Annotated in this window: 20 protein-coding genes; 6 read left to right on the top strand and 14 right to left on the bottom strand. The window is 64.3% G+C overall.

Going from position 1 to position 20,717, the window contains the following annotated elements; translation table 11 throughout:
• Positions 1-3: 3 nt before the first annotated feature.
• The 6 genes from AC1RUR_RS16380 to AC1RUR_RS16355 form a co-directional block, all read right to left on the bottom strand.
• On the bottom strand, positions 4-1,023 hold the full coding sequence (locus AC1RUR_RS16380) for a S1C family serine protease (RefSeq protein ID WP_492820640.1): 1,020 nt from the start codon (positions 1,021-1,023) through the stop codon (positions 4-6).
• A gap of 57 nt (positions 1,024-1,080) precedes the next feature.
• Positions 1,081-2,325: a cytochrome c gene (locus AC1RUR_RS16375; protein WP_492845716.1), complete on the bottom strand. Its 1,245-nt coding sequence runs from the start codon at positions 2,323-2,325 to the stop codon at positions 1,081-1,083.
• Complete coding sequence (locus tag AC1RUR_RS16370) at positions 2,322-4,085, bottom strand: GMC family oxidoreductase (RefSeq protein WP_492845714.1); 1,764 nt, start codon at positions 4,083-4,085, stop codon at positions 2,322-2,324. Before AC1RUR_RS16370 ends, AC1RUR_RS16375 begins: the two co-directional genes overlap by 4 nt.
• Entirely contained in the window at positions 4,085-4,735 is a 651-nt protein-coding gene (locus AC1RUR_RS16365; RefSeq protein WP_492845712.1) for a gluconate 2-dehydrogenase subunit 3 family protein, read from the bottom strand. The genes AC1RUR_RS16370 and AC1RUR_RS16365 overlap by 1 nt, the downstream gene beginning before the upstream one ends.
• Before the next feature lie 188 nt (positions 4,736-4,923).
• Positions 4,924-5,376, bottom strand: coding sequence for a hypothetical protein (locus AC1RUR_RS16360; protein ID WP_492845709.1), 453 nt, complete (start codon positions 5,374-5,376; stop codon positions 4,924-4,926).
• Between the two features lie 7 nt (positions 5,377-5,383).
• Positions 5,384-6,982 (bottom strand): GMC family oxidoreductase, encoded by a 1,599-nt coding sequence (locus AC1RUR_RS16355; protein ID WP_492845707.1) that lies wholly within the window; start codon positions 6,980-6,982, stop codon positions 5,384-5,386.
• A gap of 201 nt (positions 6,983-7,183) precedes the next feature.
• Here AC1RUR_RS16355 and AC1RUR_RS16350 point away from each other — a divergent pair, with 201 nt between their 5' ends.
• Complete coding sequence (locus tag AC1RUR_RS16350) at positions 7,184-7,972, top strand: thermonuclease family protein (RefSeq protein WP_492845705.1); 789 nt, start codon at positions 7,184-7,186, stop codon at positions 7,970-7,972.
• Between the two features lie 234 nt (positions 7,973-8,206).
• Here AC1RUR_RS16350 and cyoD read toward each other — a convergent pair whose 3' ends face one another.
• From cyoD to AC1RUR_RS16330, 4 genes are read right to left on the bottom strand one after another with little or no spacing between them, the layout of a single operon-like run.
• Positions 8,207-8,590 carry a cytochrome o ubiquinol oxidase subunit IV gene (cyoD, locus tag AC1RUR_RS16345; RefSeq protein ID WP_492845703.1) on the bottom strand — a complete coding sequence of 128 codons (384 nt, stop codon included), beginning with the start codon at positions 8,588-8,590 and terminating at the stop codon, positions 8,207-8,209.
• Positions 8,587-9,228: a cytochrome (ubi)quinol oxidase subunit III gene (locus AC1RUR_RS16340; RefSeq protein WP_492845701.1), complete on the bottom strand. Its 642-nt coding sequence runs from the start codon at positions 9,226-9,228 to the stop codon at positions 8,587-8,589. The genes cyoD and AC1RUR_RS16340 overlap by 4 nt, the downstream gene beginning before the upstream one ends.
• Positions 9,228-11,228: a cytochrome o ubiquinol oxidase subunit I gene (cyoB, locus tag AC1RUR_RS16335; protein WP_492845699.1), complete on the bottom strand. Its 2,001-nt coding sequence runs from the start codon at positions 11,226-11,228 to the stop codon at positions 9,228-9,230. The genes AC1RUR_RS16340 and cyoB overlap by 1 nt, the downstream gene beginning before the upstream one ends.
• Positions 11,218-12,051: a cytochrome ubiquinol oxidase subunit II family protein gene (locus AC1RUR_RS16330; RefSeq protein WP_492845697.1), complete on the bottom strand. Its 834-nt coding sequence runs from the start codon at positions 12,049-12,051 to the stop codon at positions 11,218-11,220. The genes cyoB and AC1RUR_RS16330 overlap by 11 nt, the downstream gene beginning before the upstream one ends.
• 249 nt (positions 12,052-12,300) lie before the next feature.
• Between AC1RUR_RS16330 and AC1RUR_RS16325 the strand changes: the two genes are divergently transcribed.
• Positions 12,301-13,101, top strand: coding sequence for an SDR family NAD(P)-dependent oxidoreductase (locus AC1RUR_RS16325; protein ID WP_492845695.1), 801 nt, complete (start codon positions 12,301-12,303; stop codon positions 13,099-13,101).
• 174 nt (positions 13,102-13,275) lie between these two features.
• Here the strand turns inward: AC1RUR_RS16325 and AC1RUR_RS16320 are convergent, their stop codons facing one another.
• The gene (locus tag AC1RUR_RS16320; RefSeq protein ID WP_492845693.1) at positions 13,276-14,616 is read right to left on the bottom strand and encodes a PQQ-dependent sugar dehydrogenase; all 1,341 of its coding nucleotides are present in this window, start codon (positions 14,614-14,616) and stop codon (positions 13,276-13,278) included.
• 236 nt (positions 14,617-14,852) lie between these two features.
• On the opposite strand from AC1RUR_RS16320, the gene AC1RUR_RS16315 reads away from it, so the two are divergent.
• The 3 genes from AC1RUR_RS16315 to AC1RUR_RS16305 all read left to right on the top strand — a co-directional run bounded on the left by AC1RUR_RS16315 (position 14,853) and on the right by AC1RUR_RS16305 (position 17,405).
• Positions 14,853-16,043, top strand: coding sequence for a urate hydroxylase PuuD (locus tag AC1RUR_RS16315; RefSeq protein ID WP_492845691.1), 1,191 nt, complete (start codon positions 14,853-14,855; stop codon positions 16,041-16,043).
• Between the two features lie 150 nt (positions 16,044-16,193).
• A complete protein-coding gene (locus tag AC1RUR_RS16310; RefSeq protein WP_492845689.1) occupies positions 16,194-17,051 on the top strand; it encodes a VOC family protein in 858 nt (285 codons plus the stop codon).
• A 78-nt stretch (positions 17,052-17,129) separates the two neighbouring features.
• Positions 17,130-17,405 (top strand): hypothetical protein, encoded by a 276-nt coding sequence (locus AC1RUR_RS16305; RefSeq protein WP_304551394.1) that lies wholly within the window; start codon positions 17,130-17,132, stop codon positions 17,403-17,405.
• Here AC1RUR_RS16305 and AC1RUR_RS16300 read toward each other — a convergent pair.
• Entirely contained in the window at positions 17,402-18,436 is a 1,035-nt protein-coding gene (locus tag AC1RUR_RS16300) for a L,D-transpeptidase family protein (RefSeq protein ID WP_492845687.1), read from the bottom strand. The genes AC1RUR_RS16305 and AC1RUR_RS16300 overlap by 4 nt on opposite strands.
• Positions 18,437-18,615: 179 nt before the next feature.
• Between AC1RUR_RS16300 and AC1RUR_RS16295 the strand changes: the two genes are divergently transcribed.
• Positions 18,616-19,578: a lytic transglycosylase domain-containing protein gene (locus AC1RUR_RS16295; protein WP_492845685.1), complete on the top strand. Its 963-nt coding sequence runs from the start codon at positions 18,616-18,618 to the stop codon at positions 19,576-19,578.
• 1 nt (position 19,579) lies between these two features.
• Here AC1RUR_RS16295 and AC1RUR_RS16290 read toward each other — a convergent pair whose 3' ends face one another.
• Both AC1RUR_RS16290 and AC1RUR_RS16285 read right to left on the bottom strand, forming a co-directional pair.
• Entirely contained in the window at positions 19,580-19,963 is a 384-nt protein-coding gene (locus AC1RUR_RS16290) for a cupin domain-containing protein (RefSeq protein ID WP_492845683.1), read from the bottom strand.
• A gap of 11 nt (positions 19,964-19,974) precedes the next feature.
• Complete coding sequence (locus tag AC1RUR_RS16285; RefSeq protein WP_492845681.1) at positions 19,975-20,679, bottom strand: SDR family oxidoreductase; 705 nt, start codon at positions 20,677-20,679, stop codon at positions 19,975-19,977.
• Positions 20,680-20,717 lie beyond the last annotated feature (38 nt).

The raw sequence follows: 20,717 nt of genomic DNA, 5'->3' as shown, positions 1-20,717 counted from the left end.
CAGCTAGCGGGCCGGCTTCCGCTCGATCGGGTCGATGTCGATCGCCCGCAGGCGACCGAGCCGCAGCACGTCCATGGCGAGCCGCCGGCCGATCCGGTCGCGGTCGAGCACGCGGATCAGATCATCGACGCCGTTGATCTCGACACCGTCGAGCTTGATGACGACGTCGCCGGGCAACAGGCCGGCCTTGGCCGCCGGACCATCAGGCTCGATCTGCATCAGCAGCGCGCCCATCTTGTTCTCGACGCCGGCCAGCACCGCGTGCCGCCGCGGGACCGGCGCGGTCTGTCCGGCAACGCCGATGAAGGCGCGTCGAACATAGCCGTGGCGGATGATCTCCGACAGCACGAACTGCGCCGTATTGCTGGCGACCGCAAAGCAGATGCCTTGGGCGCCGTTAATGATGGCGGTGTTGATTCCGATCACCTCGGCATTCGACGACACCAGCGGCCCGCCCGAATTACCCGGATTGAGCGCGGCATCGGTCTGGATCACGTCCTCGATCGTACGTCCGCTCACCGAGCGGATCGAGCGCCCCAGCGCCGAGACCACGCCGGCGGTCACGGTCGATTCGAAGCCGAGCGGATTGCCGATCGCGATCACGAGCTGGCCGCGCCGCAAGGTCTGGGAGTTGCCGAGCGCGGCATAGGGCAAGTCGCGCACGCCGTTGGCGCGCAGCAGCGCAAGGTCGGTGTCGGGATCGACGCCGAGCACCCGGGCGTCGCCGACATGACCCTCGACATCCCGCAGGCGAATCTCTTTCGATGAGCCGACCACGTGGCTGTTGGTGAGGACCAGCCCGTCCGGCGAGATCACGATGCCCGAGCCGAGCCCGCCGCGCTCGCGGCCGTTCGGCACTTTTGGCCCGGTTTCGACGCGCACGACGGCAGGGCCGACGCGGTCGGTGACGTCGATCACGGCATTGGAATAGGCGTCCAGCAGCGGCTGATCATTGACGGGACCGCGATCACCGGGGGCGGCCGACAGGCCGGCCGCGGAAACATCCGAGGTAAAATCCAACATGGCAAATATTCCTTTGGGCCAGTCAGATGGTTACCCGGCGTCTCTCCCGCAAGACCGCTAGTCGCCCGCGCCGGTCACCCTTGCACGCATGCCTTGCACGGTTTCCGTCGAGACCGGGGCCGCGGCATTGCCCCAGCTGTTGCGGACATAGGTGACCACGGCCGCGATCTGCGCGTCGTTCAGCCGGTAGCCGAGCGAAGGCATTGCGGGCGAGGTCGGCGTTATATCGGTCGCCGCGGCGCGGCCGCCACCGATGATGATGTGGATCAGGCTTGCGGGATCGTCCTGGGTCGTCACCACATTGCCGGCGAGCTTCGGAAACATGCGCTCGACGCCTGCACCGTTGCGCATATGGCAGGCGGCGCAAGTGTCCACGAAGATCGCCTCTCCCACCTGCATGCGCGGATCGGAAGCCGGCAGCGGCGCAGGTGTGGCGGGCCCGGCCGCGCCGCGTTCCTTCAAATAGACCGCGATCGCCTTCAGGTCGGTGTCAGGCATGTGCGAGGTCGAGTTCTCGACCACGTCCTTCATCGGGCCACTGGCGAGACTAAAGCGCGTCTGCCCGGTCTTCAGATATTGCACGATGTCGTCGACGGTCCATTTGCCCAGGCCGGCCTGCGTATCATTGGTGATATTGGGCGCGGTCCAGTTGTCGATCTGGTTGCCTTGCAGATATTTGTCGTCCTTGCTCGCACCGAGCGCATTGAACGGCGTGTGGCAGGCACCGCAATGGCCGAGTCCCTCGACGAGATAGGCGCCGCGATTGAACTCGTCCGAGCGCCTGGGGTCAGGCTTGAACTCGCCCGGCGTGAAGAACAGCATGTTCCATCCGATCATCGACATGCGGATGTTGAACGGGAACGGCAGGGTGTTGCGGTTGACGTGGTTCTCGACCGGCGGCAGCGTGCGCAAATATGCGTAGATCGCATCGAGATCGTCGCGCGTCACCTTGGTGTAATAGGGATAGGGAAAGGCGGGATAGAGGTAAGTGCCGTCCGGTCGCCTGCCGTCGTGCATGGCGCGCGCAAAGTCGTTCGCAGACCAGCTCCCGATCCCGGTGGCATCATCAGGCGTGATGTTCGCGGTCGTGATAGCGCCAAAAGGGGTCTGCAACGCGAGCCCGCCGGCGAAGGGCCGGCCGCCCTTGGCGGTGTGGCAGGCAACGCAATCGCCGGCAGTCGCGAGCGCCTTGCCGCGCGCGACATCGACATAGGAGTCCGGATCGGCCGCGGCGCCGCCGATCGCAAGCAGCGGCAGCAACAGGATCAGATGGCGCAGCCGCACGATACGCTCCAACCTCATGGCCGCACCAGCGCGCCGGGCGACTTCAGATAGTTGAAGATCGCGTCCAGCCCCCAATAGGTCAGCGCGCCGACCGTCCCGGTCGGGTTGTAGCCGGCATTCTGCGGGAACGCGGATGCGCCCATCACGAACACATTGGGCACATCCCAGGACTGAAGATAGCGGTTGAGCACGCTGGTCTTGGGATCGTTACCCATCACCGCACCGCCGGTGTTGTGCGTCGACTGGTACGGCACGACGTTCCAGGGCACGTTGAGCCGATTGACCTGGGTCGTCTTGGCGCCCATCGCCTTCGCAATCTCGTCGCAGCGCTCGGCCATCCAGTTAGCCATCTTCTGCTCGTTCGGCTGATAGTCGAAGGTCATGCGCATCAAGGGACGGCCGAGCGGATCCTTGTAGGTCGGATCGAGATCGAGATAGTTGTTGCGGTAGCTCATCACGCTGCCCTGCGCGCCGACATTGGCGACACGCTGATAGCTGTCACGCACCGCCTTCTTCCAGGCGCTGCCCCAGGTCGGCGTGCCCCTCGGCGTCGGGTGATAGCGGATCGGCCTTCCATTGGTATGGGCGCAGGTGATCGAGGCGCCGCCGACGAAACCATGCGGGCCGTGGTCGAAATTGTCGCTGTTGTAGTCGTCGAGCGCGGCGCCAAGCGAACCTGCGGCCGCGAACGGATTGAACTTCACGTTCTCGAAGATCGCCGTCGAACCGGAGCCTGTCTGGTAAGCATAATTGCGGCCGACCACGCCTTCATTGCTGGCGGGGTCATAGGGCTTGCCGATTCCCGACAACAGCAGCAGCCGCACGTTGAACAGGCTGTAGGCGCAGACCAGCACAAGGTCGGCCGGCTGCTCCCACTCCTCGCCACTGGCATCGACATAGGTGACACCGGTCGCCATCTTGCCGTCGGCGGCGAGATTGACCTTGGTCACCTCGCATTCGGTCCGCGCTTCGAAGGTCGGCTCGCGGATCAGCGCAGGCAGCACGCAGGTCTGCGGTGACGATTTCGAATAATTGGCGCAGCCGAACCATTCGCAGAAACCGCAATAGGTGCATGGCGCCATGCTGCAGCCGTACGGATTGGTGTAGGCCACCGAGATGTTCGCCGATGGCCGGGGGAACGGATGCAGCCCCATATTGGCAGCGGCCTTGGTGAACAGCTCCTGCTGATAGCCCTGCTTCAGTGGCGGCGTCGGATATTCGCTGGCACGCTGCCCCTCGAAGGGATTGCCGCCCGGCTGGATCGCGCCCTTGATGTTGCCGGCCTTGCCCGAGATGCCGGCGACACGCTCGAATTTGTCATAGTAGGGCTCGAGCTCGTCGTAGCTGACGGGCCAGTCCTGGATGTGATTGCCCTCGGGCAGGATCTTCTCACCGTAGCGCTCGATCATGTGGCTGCGGATGCGGAAATCGTCGGGCAGGAAGCGCCAGGTCTGGCCGTTCCAGTGCATGCCCGCGCCGCCGACCCCATTGCCTGGCAGGAAGCTTCCCCACCGCCTGATCGGCAATGCCGTCTGCGACGGATTGTTGCGCATGGTCAGGGTTTCCTGCTTCGGGCGCAGGAAGAGATCGTGACGCACGGCATAGCGCAGCTCGTCGGCAGCGGTGCCGATGTTGAAGTCCGCCGCCGTGTCCCGCCACGGTCCGCGCTCGATCGCGACCACGTCGAGGCCGGTACGCGAAAGCTCATAGGCCAGGATCGAGCCGGTCCAGCCGAGGCCGACGATGACGACATCCTTGCGAGGAAGACGGCGAACCATCAGCGCTCTCCCCAGGCCGGACGGCCCTGCATGCCGACCGGCGGCAGGGTGTAGGGCTGGTTCGGCTTGTCGATGACATCGCGGAAGTCGTATCGCACGCCAGGGAATCCAACGAGCTTCCAGCCGGCCATGTCGCGATTGCCGCCGTAGATCGGGTCGGCGAAATAGCCTTCCATGGTGTTGGCGTAGATCGCGTTGAACAACATTCTGCTGGAGAAGTTCGGCAGTTGAACCTCACCCTTCTCCAGGCCTCCGATCAGCTTGTCCTGCTCATCCGCATTGAGCTGGACGAATCTGCGGTTGAACGTGGTCGTGCAGTAGGCGTCGAGCGCGGCCAGTCCCAGCCGGTATTGCTGGCGCGGCGTCAACGGCGATTGCAGACCTTGCGACGGCAGCGGATTTGGCGGGAATGGGCCCTGCATATAGAGCCAGTCGTGCCCTCCATACGGGCCCATGAGCTGCCGATCGATGAACGTGGTGACGCCGGCGTCCTTTGCCCCGGCGCCGAGTTCGTCGGTCGGAATCAGTCGGTCGACGAAGGCGTCGACCATGGCCGCTTCGTTGGCGGTGAAGAAGAGATAGCCGCCGGGCAGGACCGGCGTGACCGGATAGACCTCGTTCGACTTCCAGGGCAGCACTTTTGTGATCACGCGTGCGCTGACACCCGACGTCGTGACCAGGAGGGACGCAGTCGCAAGCAGGGCGCGACGCGTAACACCGCGATGGGGGCGATCTGCGTCTCGCTCGGGGATAGACGTGTTCGAACGCCGGGGATCGTCAGGTTCCATCGCGGTCTCCCGGGACTGTTGTGCCACGGTGGTAGGCATGATCATCAACTTCAACGCGACACACTCCTTGGCGTCCCCCCACGTGCCCTCACGGGATCGAGCAGCGACCAGTCTCCCTCCGGCAGCACATAGCCCTTGGGGAACGGCGCACGCAGTTCGAGCCCGAGCGAACGGAGCACGCGGTCGTCGCGGTAGTAGCATTGCAGGACGACGCGGACGAGGGTTGCGGCAGCAACGCCGCCGCGCTTGCGAAACTCCTGCGCCACCGCATCGCGCCTGGTGGCATCGAGTTCGACGAGGGGTTGCCCAGCCAATAGCGTCAGATGGTCCAGCGCCGCCACCACCAATTTGGTATCGCGGCCGAGCGTCGCCAGCATATCGGCCTGGATCGCGGGATCGTCGGCGCCGGGCACCTTGTACTCGTCGCTGGCGGGCACGATCATCGCGGCGATGGTGCGGAGGTCGTCGCGCTGGGCGCGCGTGAGCAGATCACTTTCGGACATGGCGGCCTCAGTCGAACAAATTGGCGAGGCGCTGCTTCATCTGGTCGGCGATGTAGAGCGCGAGGGCCTGGATGGTGGAGGTCGGGTTGACCCCGCCCGAGGTGACGAAGATGCTGCCGTCGACGATGAAGAGGTTCTTCACGTCATGCGTACGGCCCCATTCGTTGACGACGGAACGTTCGGGATCGGTGCCCATCCGCGCCGTGCCGAGCAGATGCCAGCCACCCCAGGGGATCGGCGAATTCACGCAGATGTCGGTCGCACCCGCGGTTTCGAGCACCTCGCGGCCCCGCGCCAGCGCATGCTCCATCATCTTCCGGCTGTTCTCGCTGATCGTATAGTCGATCTTCGGCGCGGGGATGCCGTTGCTGTCCTTCAGGACAGGATCAAGCGTGACGCGATTGTGCTCTTCCGGCAGGTCCTCGCAGATCGCGGAAAAACCCAGCCGATGGCCGTTGAGCTTGCGGAACACACGGTGATGATCCGCACCCCACGGCAGGATGCCCTTCTGCTCGCTGACGACGGCCTCGAACACCGGCCCTGCCCCGCGCACGAACTGGACGCCGTAGCCGCGCACGAAACCGCGCGACAGGTCGGTGTCGTACCACTCCTTGCTCCACAGGCAGGTCGGCGGCGCACGGTTGCTATCGGTCGGCTCCTTCACATAGCCGTAGATCTGCGCGTAGGGGTGGAACATCAGGTTCTTGCCGACGAGGCCCGACGAATTGGCAAGACCGTTCGGGAAGCGGCTGGACGCGGAGTTGAGGAGCAGCCGCGGCGTGCCGACACCGTTGCAGGCGATGATGACGACATGCGCCGGCTGGAACTGCTCGACGCCGTCCTTGTCGTAATAGACCACGCCCGTGGCCATGCCGTTCTCGTCGGTCGTGATCTCGCGCACCCGGCAATGCGTGCGCAGCTCGACGCCGGCGCGGACCGCCTGTGGCCAATAGGTGATGTCGGTCGAGGATTTGGCGCCCTGCGCGCAGGCCGGCGTGCAATGGCCGAGATTGATGCAGCGCGCGCGGCCCTCATAGTCTGTGGTCGCGACCGTCGTGTCCGACGGCCACCAGTGCCAGCCGAGCTTGTTCATGGCCTTGCCGATGATCGCGCCGGACAATCCCATCGGCTGCTGCGGCATCGGCGGATGCGTCAGCGGCGACAGCGGATCGCCTGACAGCCCCGACGTGCCCATGATGCGGTCGTTCTCTTCGAAGAACGGGGTCAGCGCGTCGTAGTCGATCGGCCAGTCGTCGGCGACGCCGTCGAGCGTCTTCACCTTGAAATCGGAGGGATGCAGCCGCGGCCAGTGCGCGGTGTACATCACCGTCGAGCCGCCGACCGCATTGTAGTTGACGACCTTGATCGGCGAATTGTCGTCGTTGATCGGATAGTCCTCGGGCCGGCCGCGGACGTTGGGGCTCGACGACCACTCGCCGTAGAACTTGGCCTCCCAGTCGCGGCCCGTGCTGGGATATTCCGCCGGGTTCATCCAGCCGCCCTGCTCCAGGCAGAGGATATGCATCTTGGTCTCGGCCAGCGACCACGCCACCGCGGCGCCTGACGCGCCGGCGCCGATGATCAGGACGTCCACGGGGTCTTTCATCGAAGCATTGTCCTCCCGCCCTCGCCGCTTCCCGGGCGATTCGGCTATGCACGCTTGTCTACAGCGTCGAACGATAGGGGCAGAGTGCCCGGCGAGTAAAGGCTGGCGGGCGAATGTCGCACTTCGCAGGGCGCAGACCATTGGTATCGTCCCATCCGGATGCTAGGAACGAGGCGTCAGAGCCATCGATAGCGAGACCGCATGTCCTTCAGGAATTCATTTGCTGCCGCCCGCGCTTTCGCGCTTGTTTTGTTTCTCGCTCTGTCCGGCTTTCTGGGTACCTCCGGCCCGGCTTCCGCGCTGACCGCCGCTGCGACCGTCCGGGATGCCAACTCCATCCAGCTCGGCGACGTCACTTATCGCCTCGACGGCGTCGACGCTCCCGAGCTCGACCAGGTCTGCATCGACGATCACGCGGATCCCTGGACCTGCGGCATCGAGGCCCGCGACCAGTTGACCAAGCTGATCGGCAAACGGACGGTCCGCTGTGACGATGTCGGGCCGGAGAAGAGCTTTGGCAAACGCCACCGTGCGATCTGCACGGCCGAGGGCGACAAGGCCAGCCTGAACGAGCAGCTGGTCAAGCTCGGCTTCGCCATCGCACGCGAGCCGATCAAGGCCAACGTCAAGCCGGCGGCGGCCGAAGCCAAGACGGCCTCGGCCGGAATCTGGAAGGGCTGCTTTGTTGCACCGCAGGAATTCCGGACCGGCAAGAAGGACGGCGCGCTGCTCGGCGCTGCCTGCCGGGCGGACCGCGACAAGGAAATCCGTGCCGTGCTGTTCCCGGAGGAACTGACGATGCCGCCCAGTTGCGGCATCAAGGGCAAGCTCGCGGTGCGCGCACGCGTTACCGGCAATATCGGCATCTATCATTTGCGGGGCTGCCCAAGCTATCCGGCGACCACCAAGCCGGACCGCTGGTTCTGCTCGGAGGACGACGCCCAGGCCGCCGGCTTCCGCAAGGCCTATAATTGCCGCCGGCCAAAGTGAACAAGTCGTTCACGCAGCCGTGAGTGGTAGCCGGAGACAGTATTGATCCGGAATTGAACTCCGTCGGGAGTTGCTGCATTTGTATGCGTACGCAAGCGCTTTGCGCGAGCGTTCCTTGGCAGCAGTCCGGCTTGGATTGCTTTGCTTGGGCGTTTCCTCCCTAGACTTGGGCCGCTTGTCACAAACAAGCGGCTCTTCTTTTTTGTGCGCCCTGCTTCCGCATTCATGCTCGCACTAGCGATGCATTTGCATGATCTGATCCATCGGCGGCATGTTCTGGTTGAGATGCGCCATGATCCAGACGGTGCCTCCGACCACCAGGAAGACGACCAGCAGCCCGAAGGCCAGCGCCAGCACGTTGTTGGTGTTGTCCGGCCCCGTGGTGATGTGCAGGAAGAACACGAGATGCACGCCCATCTGCGCAATCGCAAGCACGATCAGCGCGACGGGGATGGAGGGCTGCCAGACCAGATCGGTGCCGGCAATGAAGAACGACGTCGCCGTGAGCAGCAGCGCGAGCGCTAGGCCGACGACGTAACCGAGGATGCGCGCGCCGACACCGTGTTGCTCTTCCTCACCTGGCGCGAGGTCATGTTCGATGTGCGTCTGATCGCTCATGCGCCACTCCCAAGCAGGTAGACGACGGAGAAGACCCCGACCCAGATGATGTCGAGCGCATGCCAGAACAGCGCAAAGCACGTCATCCGCCGCAACACATCGGCGCGAAAGCCCTTGGCAAAGACCTGGGCCATCATGGTGAGAAGCCACAGCACCCCGGCGGAAACGTGAAGGCCGTGGCATCCGACCAGCGAGAAGAATGCCGTCAGGAACGCGCTGCGCGACGGGCCATAGCCGCGCGCGACGAGATCGGCGAATTCGCGGAACTCGATGGCGAGGAAGATCACGCCGAGCACACAGGTCACGGCCATGCCGAGATAGAACCAGAACCGGTTGCGCACGTCGGCCGCGATGCTGGCCATGCCGCAGGTGAAGCTCGACAGCAGCAGGCAGACCGTCTCGATCGCGACGTTCCGCTGCTCGAAGATCTCCGAACCCTTCGGGCCATCGGCGGTCTGGCTGACCAGCACCGCATAGGCCGCGAAGAAGCAGGAGAACATCACGATGTCGGACAGCAGGAACACCCAGAAGCCGTACGCAGTCACGATCCGCTTCGGCGCGGGGCCGGGATGCTCGATCACGAGCCCGATGTGATGGGGATCGGCATGGGCGCGGCCGACTGTTGCGGTCATCGACATCAGACTGCTCCCGCCATGCTGACGAGACTGCGCCGCTCCTCGAGATTGACGCGGTCGATGCGGGCGACCTCGTCGGCGGGAATGACGTACTCGTCATGGTCGCGCCAGGCGAACACGACGAAGGTCGCGAACGCGCCGATACCGCCCAGGATCACCATCCACCAGATGTGCCAGATCAGCGCAAAGCCCATGATGGTGGCAAAGAACGCGCAGGTAAAACCGGTTGGCGAGTTCCGGGGCATCTCGATGTCATGATACTCGGGCTCGTCGTGCTCCAGCGATTGCTGCTGGGCGCTGGCCTTCATGTCCCAATAGGCATCCTCGCCGCGGACGTCGGGATGGAAGGCAAAGTTGAATACCGGCGGCGGCGACGAGGTCGCCCATTCCAGCGAGCGCCCGTCCCATGGATCGCCGGTGCGGTCGCACAGGGCCTCGCGGTTCCTGATGCTGACGACGAGCTGCATGACCTGGCAGATCACCCCGATCGTCAGGATCAGCATGCCGAAAGCCGCGATGAACATCCACGGCCGCCAGGCCGCAACGTCGTAATGCTGCAGGCGCCTGGTCATGCCCAACATGCCGGCGATGTAGAGCGGCAAGAACGTGACGTAGAAGCCGAGGAAGGTAAACCAGAACGCGGCCTTGCCCCAGCGCTCGTCGAGGCGGAACCCGAAGGCCTTCGGAAACCAGTATTCGAAGCCGGCGAAGGCGCCGAACAGCACGCCGCCGATGATGACGTTGTGGAAGTGCGCGACCAGGAACATGCTGTTGTGGAGCATGAAGTCGGCCGGCGGCACCGCGACCAGCACGCCCGTCAGGCCGCCGATGATGAAGGTGACCATGAAGCCGACCGCCCACAGCATCGGGGTCGCGAAGCGGATGCGGCCGCCATACATCGTGAACAACCAGTTGTAGATCTTCACCCCCGTCGGCACCGCGATGATCATGCTGGCGATGCCGAAGATGGCGTTGACGTCGGGGCCGGCGCCCATCGTGAAGAAATGATGCAGCCAGACCATGAAGGAGATGACGCAGATCGCCATGGTGGCGAGCACCATGGAGCGATAGCCGAACAATGCCTTGCCGGAGAAGGTCGACACCACTTCGGAGAAGATGCCGAACGCCGGCAGCACGAGAATGTAGACCTCCGGATGGCCCCAGGCCCAGATCAGGTTCATGAACATCATAACGTTGCCGCCGGCCTCGTTGGTGAAGAAGTGGAAGCCCAGATAGCGGTCGAGCAGCAGCATCGCGAGCGTGGCGGTGAGGATCGGGAACGCCGCGACGATCAGCAGATTGGAGGCCAGCGTGGTCCAGCAGAACATCGGCATGCGCAGATAGTTCATACCCCTGGTGCGCAGCTTCAGCACTGTCGTGACGAGATTGATGCCCGCAACGAGTGTGCCGACGCCGGAAATCTGGAGCGACCAGGCGTAGTAATCGACGCCAACGCCCGGCGAATAGGACAATTCCGACAACGGCGGGAAGGCGAGCCAGCCGGTGCGCGCGAACTCGCCGACCACGAGCGAGAGATTGACCAGCAAGGCGCCGGTCGCGGTCAGCCAGAAGCCGACCGAATTGAGCGTCGGGAAAGCGACATCACGCACACCGAGCTGGAGCGGAACGACGAGGTTCATCAGGCCGATCACGAACGGCATCGCCACGAAGAAGATCATGATGGTGCCGTGAGCCGAAAAAATCTGGTTGTAGTGCTCCGGCGGCAGATAACCCTGCGACTGGTAGGCCACCGCCTGCTGGATCCGCATCATGATGGCGTCGCTGCCGCCACGCAGCAGCATCACCGAGGCGAGCAGGATGTACATGACGCCGATGCGCTTGTGATCGACGCTTGTGATCCACTCGTGCCAGAGATAAGGCAGGTGCCCCTTGACCACGACCCAGATCAGCACGGCAAGGATTGCGACCAGCACCACGGCGCCGGCGATGAGGGGAATTGGCTGATCGAATGGAATGGCCGACCAGTCGAGCTTACCGAGCATCGTGGCCTCCACTGTGCGGCCGGCCGGCATCGGAGATGAGCTCCGGTCCCGGTCCCGGCGGAATATGCTGGGTCGCGATCAGGTCGAACAGGCGGGGATCTTCCAGGCGAAAGGCCAGCCTGCCCTTCTCGGTGCCCTGCTGCATCAGCTTTCGGTAGCTGTCCTCGTTCAACACGGCATCGGACTTCGCCGTGGTCGCCACCCAATCCGGAAAGGCGAGCGGCGAGATCACGTTGACGTCGAACATCATGTCGGGAAAGCCGTCGCCGGAGAAATGCGCCGACAGGCCCTGAAGCTTGCCCTCGTTGTCGGCGCGCAGGTTCAGCTTCGTCACCATGCCGTTCATGGTGTAGATCATGCTGCCGAGCTGCGGGATGAAGAAGGTGTTCATCACGCTCGACGAGGTCAGCTGGAAATTCAGCTCGGCGCCGGCCGGCACCGTCAGCGTGTTGACGGTGGCGATGCGCTGGTCCGGATAGATGAACAGCCACTTCCAGTCGAGCGAGACGGCCTGAATGCGCACCGGACTGCCGGTGCCCGGCACAGGCGCCGCGGGATCGAGCTGATGCGAGCCGATCCAGGCGACGCCGCCGAGCAGGATCACGGTGAGTGCCGGGATCGCCCACACCACCATCTCGACGCGCCCGGAATAGACGAAGTCCGGCTGAAAGCGCGCCTTCGGATTGGAGGCGCGAAACCAGAACGCAAAAGCCAGGATGGCGATGATGGTCGGCACCACGATCGCAAGCATGATGAAGACGGAATCGACCAGGATGGTGCTGTTGGCAGCAGCGACCGGCCCTTGTGGATCAAGCAGATTCATCGGCAAGCCACAGGCGTTGGGAAGCCCCGGAGAGAGCCTAGCGCGGGAAAGGCTCCGCAACAAACGCCGTGACTTCGGAACGGTTCCCGGACCGCAACGGGCAGTCGTGCCCGATGGGCCGGCCGCCAGCATGCAATTCCATGCGATCTCAATGACATGAACGCAGGCGCCGCGCCCTTCTCTCCGGTCGGGTCGATTGCTAATCTGCACGAAAATAACGAGATGGACCGATCCAGGGAGTGAGCCGAGATGCGCTTGAAGGACAAGGTCGCCATCGTGGTCGGGGCCGGCCAGAGCCCCGGCGACGGCATGGGCAACGGCCGCGCCACGGCACTCACCTTTGCGCGCGAGGGCGCGCGGGTGCTGTGCGTCGACCATCACCTGGAATCGGCCCAGGAAACCGTCGCGATGATCGCCGAGAAGAACGGCACCGCCGCAGCCTTCAACGCCGACGTGACGAAAGGCGCCGACATCAAGGCGATGGTCAAGGACGCGCAGACACGCTGGGGCCGGATCGACGTCCTGCACAACAATGTCGGCGTCAGCCTGTCCGGCGGCGATGCCGAATTGCTTCAGTTGACCGAAGAAGCGTTCGACCGCGTCGTCGCCATCAATTTGAAGAGCTGCATTTTGGCGGCGAAGGAAGTGATCCCGATCATGCGCGCGCAGCACAGCGGCGCGATCATCAACATCTCCTCGATGGCCGCGATCACCACCTACCCTTACGTCGCCTACAAGGCGACGAAGTCGGCGATGATCGCCTTCACCGAGCAGCTCGCCTACCAGAACGCCGAATACGGCATCCGTGCCAACGTCATTTTGCCGGGTCTGATGAACACGCCGATGGCCGTCGATACCCGCGCCCGCGAATGGCACAAGACCCGCGCCGAAGTCGAAGCCGAGCGCGACAGCAAGGTGCCGCTGCGCAGGAAGATGGGAACGGGTTGGGACGTCGCGAACGCCGCGCTATTCCTGGCATCGGACGAGGCGAACTTCATCACCGGCGTGACGCTGCCGGTCGATGGCGGAGCGAGTGTGAGACGGGGATAGGCTCCGCAAGCACGCCCCTTCCCTTCTCCCCTTGTGGGAGAAGGTGGCGCGAAGCGCCGGATGAGGGGTTCCGTCGGCAAACTCATTGCAAGATGGACTCGCGGAGAGAACCCCTCACCCGTCTCGCCGCTACGCGCCGAGCCACCCTCTCCCACAAGGGGCGAGGGTGCAGCGTCATCGCGGCGCGCTCGTCACCCGCCAGATCGTGCCGTTGCCATCCTCCGACACCAGCAGCGATCCATCCTTCGCCACAGCAACGCCCACCGGCCTCCCCCACACCTCCGTGTCGCTCACCACGAAGCCCGTGACGAAATCCTCATACTCTCCGGTCGGCTTGCCGTCCTTCATCCGGATGCGAATCACCTTGTAGCCGGTGCGCTTCGAGCGGTTCCATGAGCCGTGCTCGGCGGCGAAGGCGTCGCCCTGATACTCCGTGGGAAACTGCGTGCTTTGATAGAAGGTCATGCCGAGCGAGGCCGAATGCGGCTGGATCAGCACATCCGGCACCGTCACCTTGTCCTTCAAATCTGAGCGCGCGCCGGCGTGGCGCGGGTCTTCGTTGTTACCGATGTAGAACCAAGGCCAACCATAGAACGCCCCCTCTTTCACGCTCGTGACGTAATCGGGCACGAGATCGTCACCGAGGCCGTCGCGCTCATTGGTCGAGCACCAGGGCAGGCCGGTCTGGGGCTGAAGCGCAAGGCCGACGCAGTTGCGGATGCCGGTGGCGTAGATCTTCCGCTCCTTGCCATCGGGACTGAAGGCCAGCACGGTCGCGCGCTCGGTCTCGCTGGCCCAGGCCGCGCCCAGCGGCTGCGTCTTCGCCCACGCGTCCAGCCCGCCCGGCGGCGTGCCCATCCCCTCGGCGACGTTGCTGAGCGAGCCGACCGAGACCAGCATGCGCTTGTTGTCGGGCGTGAAGACGATGTCGCGGGTGGAATGGCCGCCGTCATGCGGCAGACTTGCGACGACCGTCTCCGCCTTGCCGCGCGCCTTGATGTCGCCCGCCTGATAGGGAAAGCGGACGACACTGTCGGTGTTGGCGACGTAGACCCATTGCGGATTGTCGCCGGTCGGAAAGAAGGCGATGCCGAACGGCTGCCGCAGGCCGCCGGCAAACACCTCGTTGGTCGCGACCTTGCCGCCCTCACCGCTACGAAGCACGCGAATATTGCCGGCCCGCGTCTCCGCGACGAAGACGTCGCCGTTCGGCGCCACACGCATGATCCGTGGAGCACGCAGGCCTTCGGCGAACAGCTCGATCTTGAAGCCTGCCGGCACCTGAAGCGAAGCCTCCGGTGGCCGCGGCACCACGCGCGACGAACTCGCAACCGACGGCGTGGCGCCGGGCCTGACCAGATCCTGCGGCCGGATCAGCCTGATCGTGCCGGGCTTGTCGGCTTGCCAATTGCCATAGGCCTCCTTGCCTTGCAGCACCGGCTCGGCCTGTGCCCCGGTCGAAGTGCCGATCAGCAGTCCCACGGGTATCGCCACGGACCGTATCCAGTTCTTCACGTCGTCTTCCTCCCGGCCTGCACGTCTCGACTATCGACACCGATCGACCCGCAATCACTCTGCGGCGGGTCAACCGCCTGCCGAATCCCACGTCAGCTCATGCCCGCACGATGTGCATCGGCCGCGATCCATCATACTGGAAAATGCCGTTGATCGGTGCGACACATTGTAAGGGCACGGCCGCCGGTTGCGGTCATCAAAGCTGCGGCATTTGTGTCGCACCTGATGGGGTGATCATGTGGGGATCCATCATATCGGAATGGGCGAGCCTGCTGCTTCGCTGGCTGCACGTGGTGGCGGCGATCGCCTGGATCGGCAGTTCCTTCTATTTCATCGCCCTCGACCTCAGCCTCAAGCCGAAGTCTGACCTTCCTGACGGCGTGCAAGGCGAAGCCTGGCAGGTCCATGGCGGCGGCTTCTACCGGATCATGAAATATCTGGTTGCACCCAGCCAGATGCCGGACGAGCTCACCTGGTTCAAATGGGAGGCCTACACCACCTGGCTGTCCGGCTTCGCGCTGATGGTGGTGGTGTATTATCTCGAGGCGGACCTGTTCCTGGTCGACAAGTCGATCCTCGACCTCACGCCATTCCAGGCGGGACTGTTCAGCTTCTGTAGCCTCGCGCTGGCATGGCTGCTCTATGAGGTCGCCTGCCGCACCGGGCTTGCCCAACGCGAGCTTCCCTTCGCCATCGGCGGCTATCTGTTCCTGGTCGCACTGACCTACGCCTTCACCCATGTCCTGAGCGGCCGCGGCGCCTTCAACCAGATCGCGGCGATCATCGGCACCATCATGGTCGCCAACGTCTTCACGCTGATCATCCCCAACCAGAAGAAGATCGTCGCTGCGCTGATCGCGGGACAGGCGCCCGATCCGAAACTCGGCAAGACCAGCAAAGAGCGCTCGGTCCACAACAACTACCTGACGCTCCCCGTGGTCGTGCTGATGATCAGCAACCACTATCCCCTGCTCTACGCCACGCGCTTCAATTGGATCATCGTCGCGATCATCCTGGCGCTGGGGCCGGTGATCCGTCACTTCTTCAACGAGGGTCATGCCGGGCGCAAATCGCCGTGGTGGGTGTGGGGCGTCGCCGCCGTGGGCGTGATCGCGATCCTCTTCCTCTCCGCGGCCGGCCCGCGCGAGGTCAAGACGGGCGCGCTGTCGGCGCCAGTCACGGTCGCCAATGTCGAGGAGATCGTGATGTCCCGTTGCAGCATGTGCCATGCGGCCGAACCGGTCTGGGCCGGCATCGTCACCGCGCCGAAGGGCATTTTGCTCGACGCGCCCGAGCACATCCAGCGCAACATCCGCCTGATCGGCCGCGTCGCGGCCTGGTCCAATGCGATGCCGCCCGGCAACATCACCGAGATGACCGGCGAGGAGCGTGCGATCCTCGCCGCCTATATCGAGCAGGCGCGCTGACGTCGCGTGCCGATGCCGCATTTCGCGGAAGGAAATTCCGGTTTCTCCCGCCGATTTGAAAATGACTTGATCGCTTATCCGGCGTAGATAGGGGACAGCGGCCGCTCGTGCCGTCCAAATCCAATCTGCACCTGCCGCGGGGAAATCACAGTGGCCCTCAAGAACGTCATCGGTATCGACCACGCCGTAGTCATGGTGAAGGACCTCGACAAGGCCGCCGAGAACTACCGGCAGCTCGGCTTCACGATCTCGCCGCGCGGCACTCACAGCGCGCATATGGGCACCGGCAACTACACCATCATGTTCGACCCGGACTATATGGAGCTGCTCGGCGTGCTGGCCGCGACCGAGCACAATGCGCCGGCCCGCGCTTTCGTCGACAGGCACGGCGAAGGCATCGAGCGCATCGCCTTCACGGCAATCGATAGCGCCGCCGGCGCAGAGGAAATCCGCGCGCGGGGTCTAGAGCCGATCGGTCCGACCGACTTCGAACGGCCTGTCACGCTGCCTGATGGTACGGTCTCGGCGGCCAAATTCCGTACCTTCATGTGGCCGACCGCGGAAGCACCGGGCGGCGTTCGCATCTTCGCCTGCCAGCACAAGACCCGCGAGACCGTGTGGATCCCCGAACTGATGAGGCATGCCAACGCGGCCAAGCGGATCAAGCAGACGCTGATTGCAACGCCCGAGCCCACGAAGGAAGCCGCGCACCTCGGGCGCCTGATCGACCGCGAGCCGAAGACCGAGGCCGACGGTGCGGTGACCGTAGCCTCGGGCGGCGATCGCGCCGACTTCGTCTATCTGACGCTCGACCAGCTCGGCAAACGCTATCCCGGCGTGCCCCTCGCCGGCCTCTCCGAGCGCGGCGGCGCGGCACTGGTGCTCGTCAGCGGCGATCTCGCGGCGACCGAGAAGGCACTGGGCCCGGCTGCGGTGCGCAGCGGGCCTGCGATCTGCGTTCCGCCGGCCGAGGCCAACGGCACCCTGCTCGCCTTCATTGCCGGCTGATTTTAACGAATTCTTTAACGTGTGTTTACCCGGCGGCTCTAGGATTCCCGGCAATCCAAGCCGTCCGGGATCAAGCGCATGTTCAAAGAGGGATCGCCGATCGCCTATGACGCGCCGGCCGAACTGAAGAAGTGGCCGTCGCTGAAGGGCGAGAGGCAGAAGGACCGGGGTCCGCCCTATCTCGTCTACAACGGCACGCTCGCCGACTGCGTCCGCGAGCTGATGGGCAAGCCCATCAAGGGCATCTCGCTCTACGACATCATGACCAGGCCGCAACCGGCCTTCGATCAGACCGTGCTGTCGCCCGGCGATGCCGCCGAGATCGCGATGCGCAAGGACTTTCCGAAGGATTAGTTCGCCGCGCGCCTGGCGGCAGGCCTTTCCTGCGGCCTTGACGAAGAGTCCGTCGGAGCATCGAGGAAGACGACCGGCGTGCCACGCTTGACGCTGTCGCCCAGCGCGCGAACATCCCAGTTGGTGAGCCTGATGCAGCCGTGGGACGCAGACTTGCTGACCCTGTCGGGCTCCGCCGTTCCGTGGATGCCGTAGCCCTGCGCCGACAGGCCGATCCAGTACGAGCCGACCGGATTGTTGGGCCCGGGTTTGACGTCGAACGGCTTTCTGGATTTGACGCTATCGAACTTGTACTCAGGATTGTAGTGATACGTCGGCTTGTCATTGGTCGAGGTCACCTTGAGCGTCCCGCTCGGCGTCGGTCGATCCGGACTGCCGATTGACGCCGGATAGAACGCGACCAGGCGGCCGGAGCCGTCGAAGGCCTTCAATGTCCCGTTCCTCTTGTCGACCTCGAGCCGCGCGGTACGCGGCAGCTCACGCCGCACCGAAACGTTCGCGACGATGATGGTCTCTCCGGCCTTGTCGAAAGACTTGCCGGGATTGAGCGCCCTCAGCAGATCCGCACTCGCGTGGAATTTTTCGGCAAGTCCCTCGAGAGGGTTGGTGTAATTCAGCGCCTCCAGTGACTTCATGTCGTCGAGTTTCGCCGGCAGCGCTTTCAGGAACGGCCCCTTCACATCCGCATCGCCGATCCTGTAGTCGACGACGACAGGGCCTTCGCTCGCCGCGTTCAACTTGTCCCACAGTTCGGGGGCGATACCCTTGTCGAACGCGATGCCGTTCTGCTCCGCGAATGCCTTCAGCGCCTTCTGCGCGTTCTCGCCGAACTTGCCGTCGATCTCGCCGGGAGAGAATTGCGCACGATCGAGCAGGATCTGAAGCTTCACAACGGAGGCATCGACCTTGTCGGCGGCCGGCTGTTTTGCAGGCCGCACAGCGTCATTCACTGCAGCGGCGCCAAGATTGCCCGCGAAAGCCGGAACGCCGAGCCACAGCAAAATCACCGCACCGAAGATCCACCGCATCATGTTCGTTCGTCCCGCTTCGCAGATCCCCGCAACCGCACGGGAAATTTCTCTTCGGGAACACCGTAGTAACACCGACGGAACCAATGTGATCGCAGCTTCGCCGCAATCGGACGGTTAAGAACTCCCCATCGCCGGCGTAGCGCTGGCCGTTCATCCCACAGTTCGAGGTTGTCCACGCAATGCGATTTGTCGTCGCGGCTTGCACCGCGTTTCTGATTCTGATGTGCGACCTCGATCCGTCGGCGTCCCGGCCAACATCAAGCTTCGACCACGCCGTTCTTGTGAACAACCGAGCCTCCCCGCTTGTTCCAGTGGTGGAGCTCTTCCTCGCGAGCGTGCGGGCCATCGAGCTCGCCAACGCCCGCGCAGCCCATGAGGAGACGATCGAACCGCCGCCCGCGGTCGAGCCCGTCGCGCAGGCCCCGGTTTCGCCGACTGAGCGATTCTGCCACGCGCTTCGCGAAGCCGCCGAGGCCAGCGGCATTCCCGTGCCGTTCTTTGCGCGACTGCTCTGGCAGGAGAGCCGCTTTCGTTCCAACGAAGTCAGCCCGGCCGGCGCACAGGGCGTCGCACAATTCATGCCGGAGACGGCGGCCGAGGTTGGCCTCGATGATCCCTTCGATGCCATGAAGGCGTTGCCCGCGTCGGCAAAGTTCCTGCGCAAGCTCCGCGACGACTTTGGCAATCTCGGCCTCGCCGCAGCCGCCTACAATGCAGGCCCCGGCCGCATCCAGAAGTGGCTCGCCCGGGAGAGCGAGCTGCCGCGTGAGACGCGCGACTATGTCCGCATCATCACGGGCACCAAGGCCGAGGACTGGACCGAGCGCGCAGAGGCTCTCGCAATCCGGATCGACCTTCCGCGAGAAGCGCCTTGCGAAGGCGTCGGCAGCCTGTCCAAGACCAGGGACGTCGCTTGGGTTCCGGTCAATCTGACTCCGTCGGTCGTCACCATCATGCGCAAGGCCGAGCAACTGGCGGCGCGGTTCTCCGCAAACCGTGCACGCAAGCGGTTCGCATCCTTGCTGCGAAAGAATACCGGCTCCCACGGCAAGGCACGGGGCGTGATCGCGGCCCGCGCGGCCGGAAAGAGTGCAAAAGCTCGTGCCATCCGCTTTGCGGCGCGCGAACGCTCCTCGGGCTAGGTCATACCGGCTTCTCGTCGTCGGTCACTGGCGAGGTCACGACCAGGAACACGAGATCGGTCAGGCCCGAATTCGAGATCGCATGCTCGACGCCGGGCGGCAGGAAGATCACGTCGTGCTTGCGTACGACATGGCTCTTACCGGCAATCTCCATCAATCCCTCGCCGTCGAGCACGTGATAGACCTGCTCCTGCACCTTGTGATGATGCCGCGCGACATAGGCCATCGGCTGGTACATCGAGATGCGGTAGTCGATGCGGCGCGAGCCCGCGGTCTCCGGCATCACCAGCGGTTTTGACAGCGCGCCGCCAAAATGGTTGGGGAATTCGCGCCACGGCACCTCGGCGATGTTGCGGATGAAGGCGCCGCCAGTTTCCTCGGCCATGCTCGTCCTCCTTAGTTCACCAGTGCGCCACCATCGACATAGACGATCGATCCCGTGGCGAAACCGTTGGTCATGAAGCTCGCGATTTGCTGCGCGATATCCTCGGCCATGCCGACGCGGCCGACCGGTAGCGCAGCGGCCGTCTTCGCCAGCATCTCCTTCCGCGCCGCCTCCGGCATCGCGGCGCGGATCGGCGTATCGATCACGCCGGGCGACACCGCATTGACACGCACCGGCGCAAGCTCGAGCGCGAGCGCGCGGGCGAGCGATTCCAGGGCCCCATTGGCTGCACTGACGATCGCCGAGTTCGGTCGCGGCCGAACGCTGAGGAAACCGGTGACCAGCGTCAGCGATCCGCCCGGGCGAATCTCCGCCGCGCGCGCCACGCGCCAGGCGCCCCAGAACTTGCCTTCCATGGTGGCGCGCACATCCTCCATCGCGACGGTCTTGAACGGCCCGGTGCGAAGCTGTGCGGCCGTCAGCACGACATGATCGACCGGCCCGGTGCGGCGGAAAAGCTCGGCGACGCTCTCGTCACTGGTGACGTCGGTCGGAATGGCCGTCACCTTCAATCGCTCGGCAACGGGATCGAGCTTTGCGGCGCTGCGTGAGGCGATGACGACGTCCGCGCCCTGCGCCTTGGCAAGCTCCGCCGTGGCGAGACCGATACCCGAGGAGCCGCCGACGACGACGATCTTCCTGCCAGCAAGAGTCATTCCCATCTCCCTGATATTGTCTTGATTGTTGATCTGCG

This window comes from Bradyrhizobium sp. GW821-FHT12B03 (genome assembly GCF_058807535.1).
This window is presented reverse-complemented; position numbering and strand designations above follow the sequence as displayed.

Excerpts from the sequence above, each read along its gene's own strand:
- AC1RUR_RS16330 (WP_492845697.1), bottom strand. The coding sequence starts at position 12,051 with ATGAATCTGCTTGATCCACAAGGGCCGGTCGCTGCTGCCAACAGCACC.
- AC1RUR_RS16380 (WP_492820640.1), bottom strand. The coding sequence starts at position 1,023 with ATGTTGGATTTTACCTCGGATGTTTCCGCGGCCGGCCTGTCGGCCGCC.
- AC1RUR_RS16355 (WP_492845707.1), bottom strand. The coding sequence starts at position 6,982 with ATGAAAGACCCCGTGGACGTCCTGATCATCGGCGCCGGCGCGTCAGGC.
- AC1RUR_RS16285 (WP_492845681.1), bottom strand. The coding sequence starts at position 20,679 with ATGACTCTTGCTGGCAGGAAGATCGTCGTCGTCGGCGGCTCCTCGGGT.
- AC1RUR_RS16375 (WP_492845716.1), bottom strand. The coding sequence starts at position 2,325 with ATGAGGTTGGAGCGTATCGTGCGGCTGCGCCATCTGATCCTGTTGCTG.
- AC1RUR_RS16290 (WP_492845683.1), bottom strand. The coding sequence starts at position 19,963 with ATGGCCGAGGAAACTGGCGGCGCCTTCATCCGCAACATCGCCGAGGTG.
- cyoB (WP_492845699.1), bottom strand. The coding sequence starts at position 11,228 with ATGCTCGGTAAGCTCGACTGGTCGGCCATTCCATTCGATCAGCCAATT.
- AC1RUR_RS16300 (WP_492845687.1), bottom strand. The coding sequence starts at position 18,436 with ATGATGCGGTGGATCTTCGGTGCGGTGATTTTGCTGTGGCTCGGCGTT.
- cyoD (WP_492845703.1), bottom strand. The coding sequence starts at position 8,590 with ATGAGCGATCAGACGCACATCGAACATGACCTCGCGCCAGGTGAGGAA.
- AC1RUR_RS16370 (WP_492845714.1), bottom strand. The coding sequence starts at position 4,085 with ATGGTTCGCCGTCTTCCTCGCAAGGATGTCGTCATCGTCGGCCTCGGC.
- AC1RUR_RS16350 (WP_492845705.1), top strand. The coding sequence starts at position 7,184 with ATGTCCTTCAGGAATTCATTTGCTGCCGCCCGCGCTTTCGCGCTTGTT.
- AC1RUR_RS16305 (WP_304551394.1), top strand. The coding sequence starts at position 17,130 with ATGTTCAAAGAGGGATCGCCGATCGCCTATGACGCGCCGGCCGAACTG.
- AC1RUR_RS16340 (WP_492845701.1), bottom strand. The coding sequence starts at position 9,228 with ATGTCGATGACCGCAACAGTCGGCCGCGCCCATGCCGATCCCCATCAC.
- AC1RUR_RS16295 (WP_492845685.1), top strand. The coding sequence starts at position 18,616 with ATGCGATTTGTCGTCGCGGCTTGCACCGCGTTTCTGATTCTGATGTGC.
- AC1RUR_RS16325 (WP_492845695.1), top strand. The coding sequence starts at position 12,301 with ATGCGCTTGAAGGACAAGGTCGCCATCGTGGTCGGGGCCGGCCAGAGC.
- AC1RUR_RS16360 (WP_492845709.1), bottom strand. The coding sequence starts at position 5,376 with ATGTCCGAAAGTGATCTGCTCACGCGCGCCCAGCGCGACGACCTCCGC.
- AC1RUR_RS16315 (WP_492845691.1), top strand. The coding sequence starts at position 14,853 with ATGTGGGGATCCATCATATCGGAATGGGCGAGCCTGCTGCTTCGCTGG.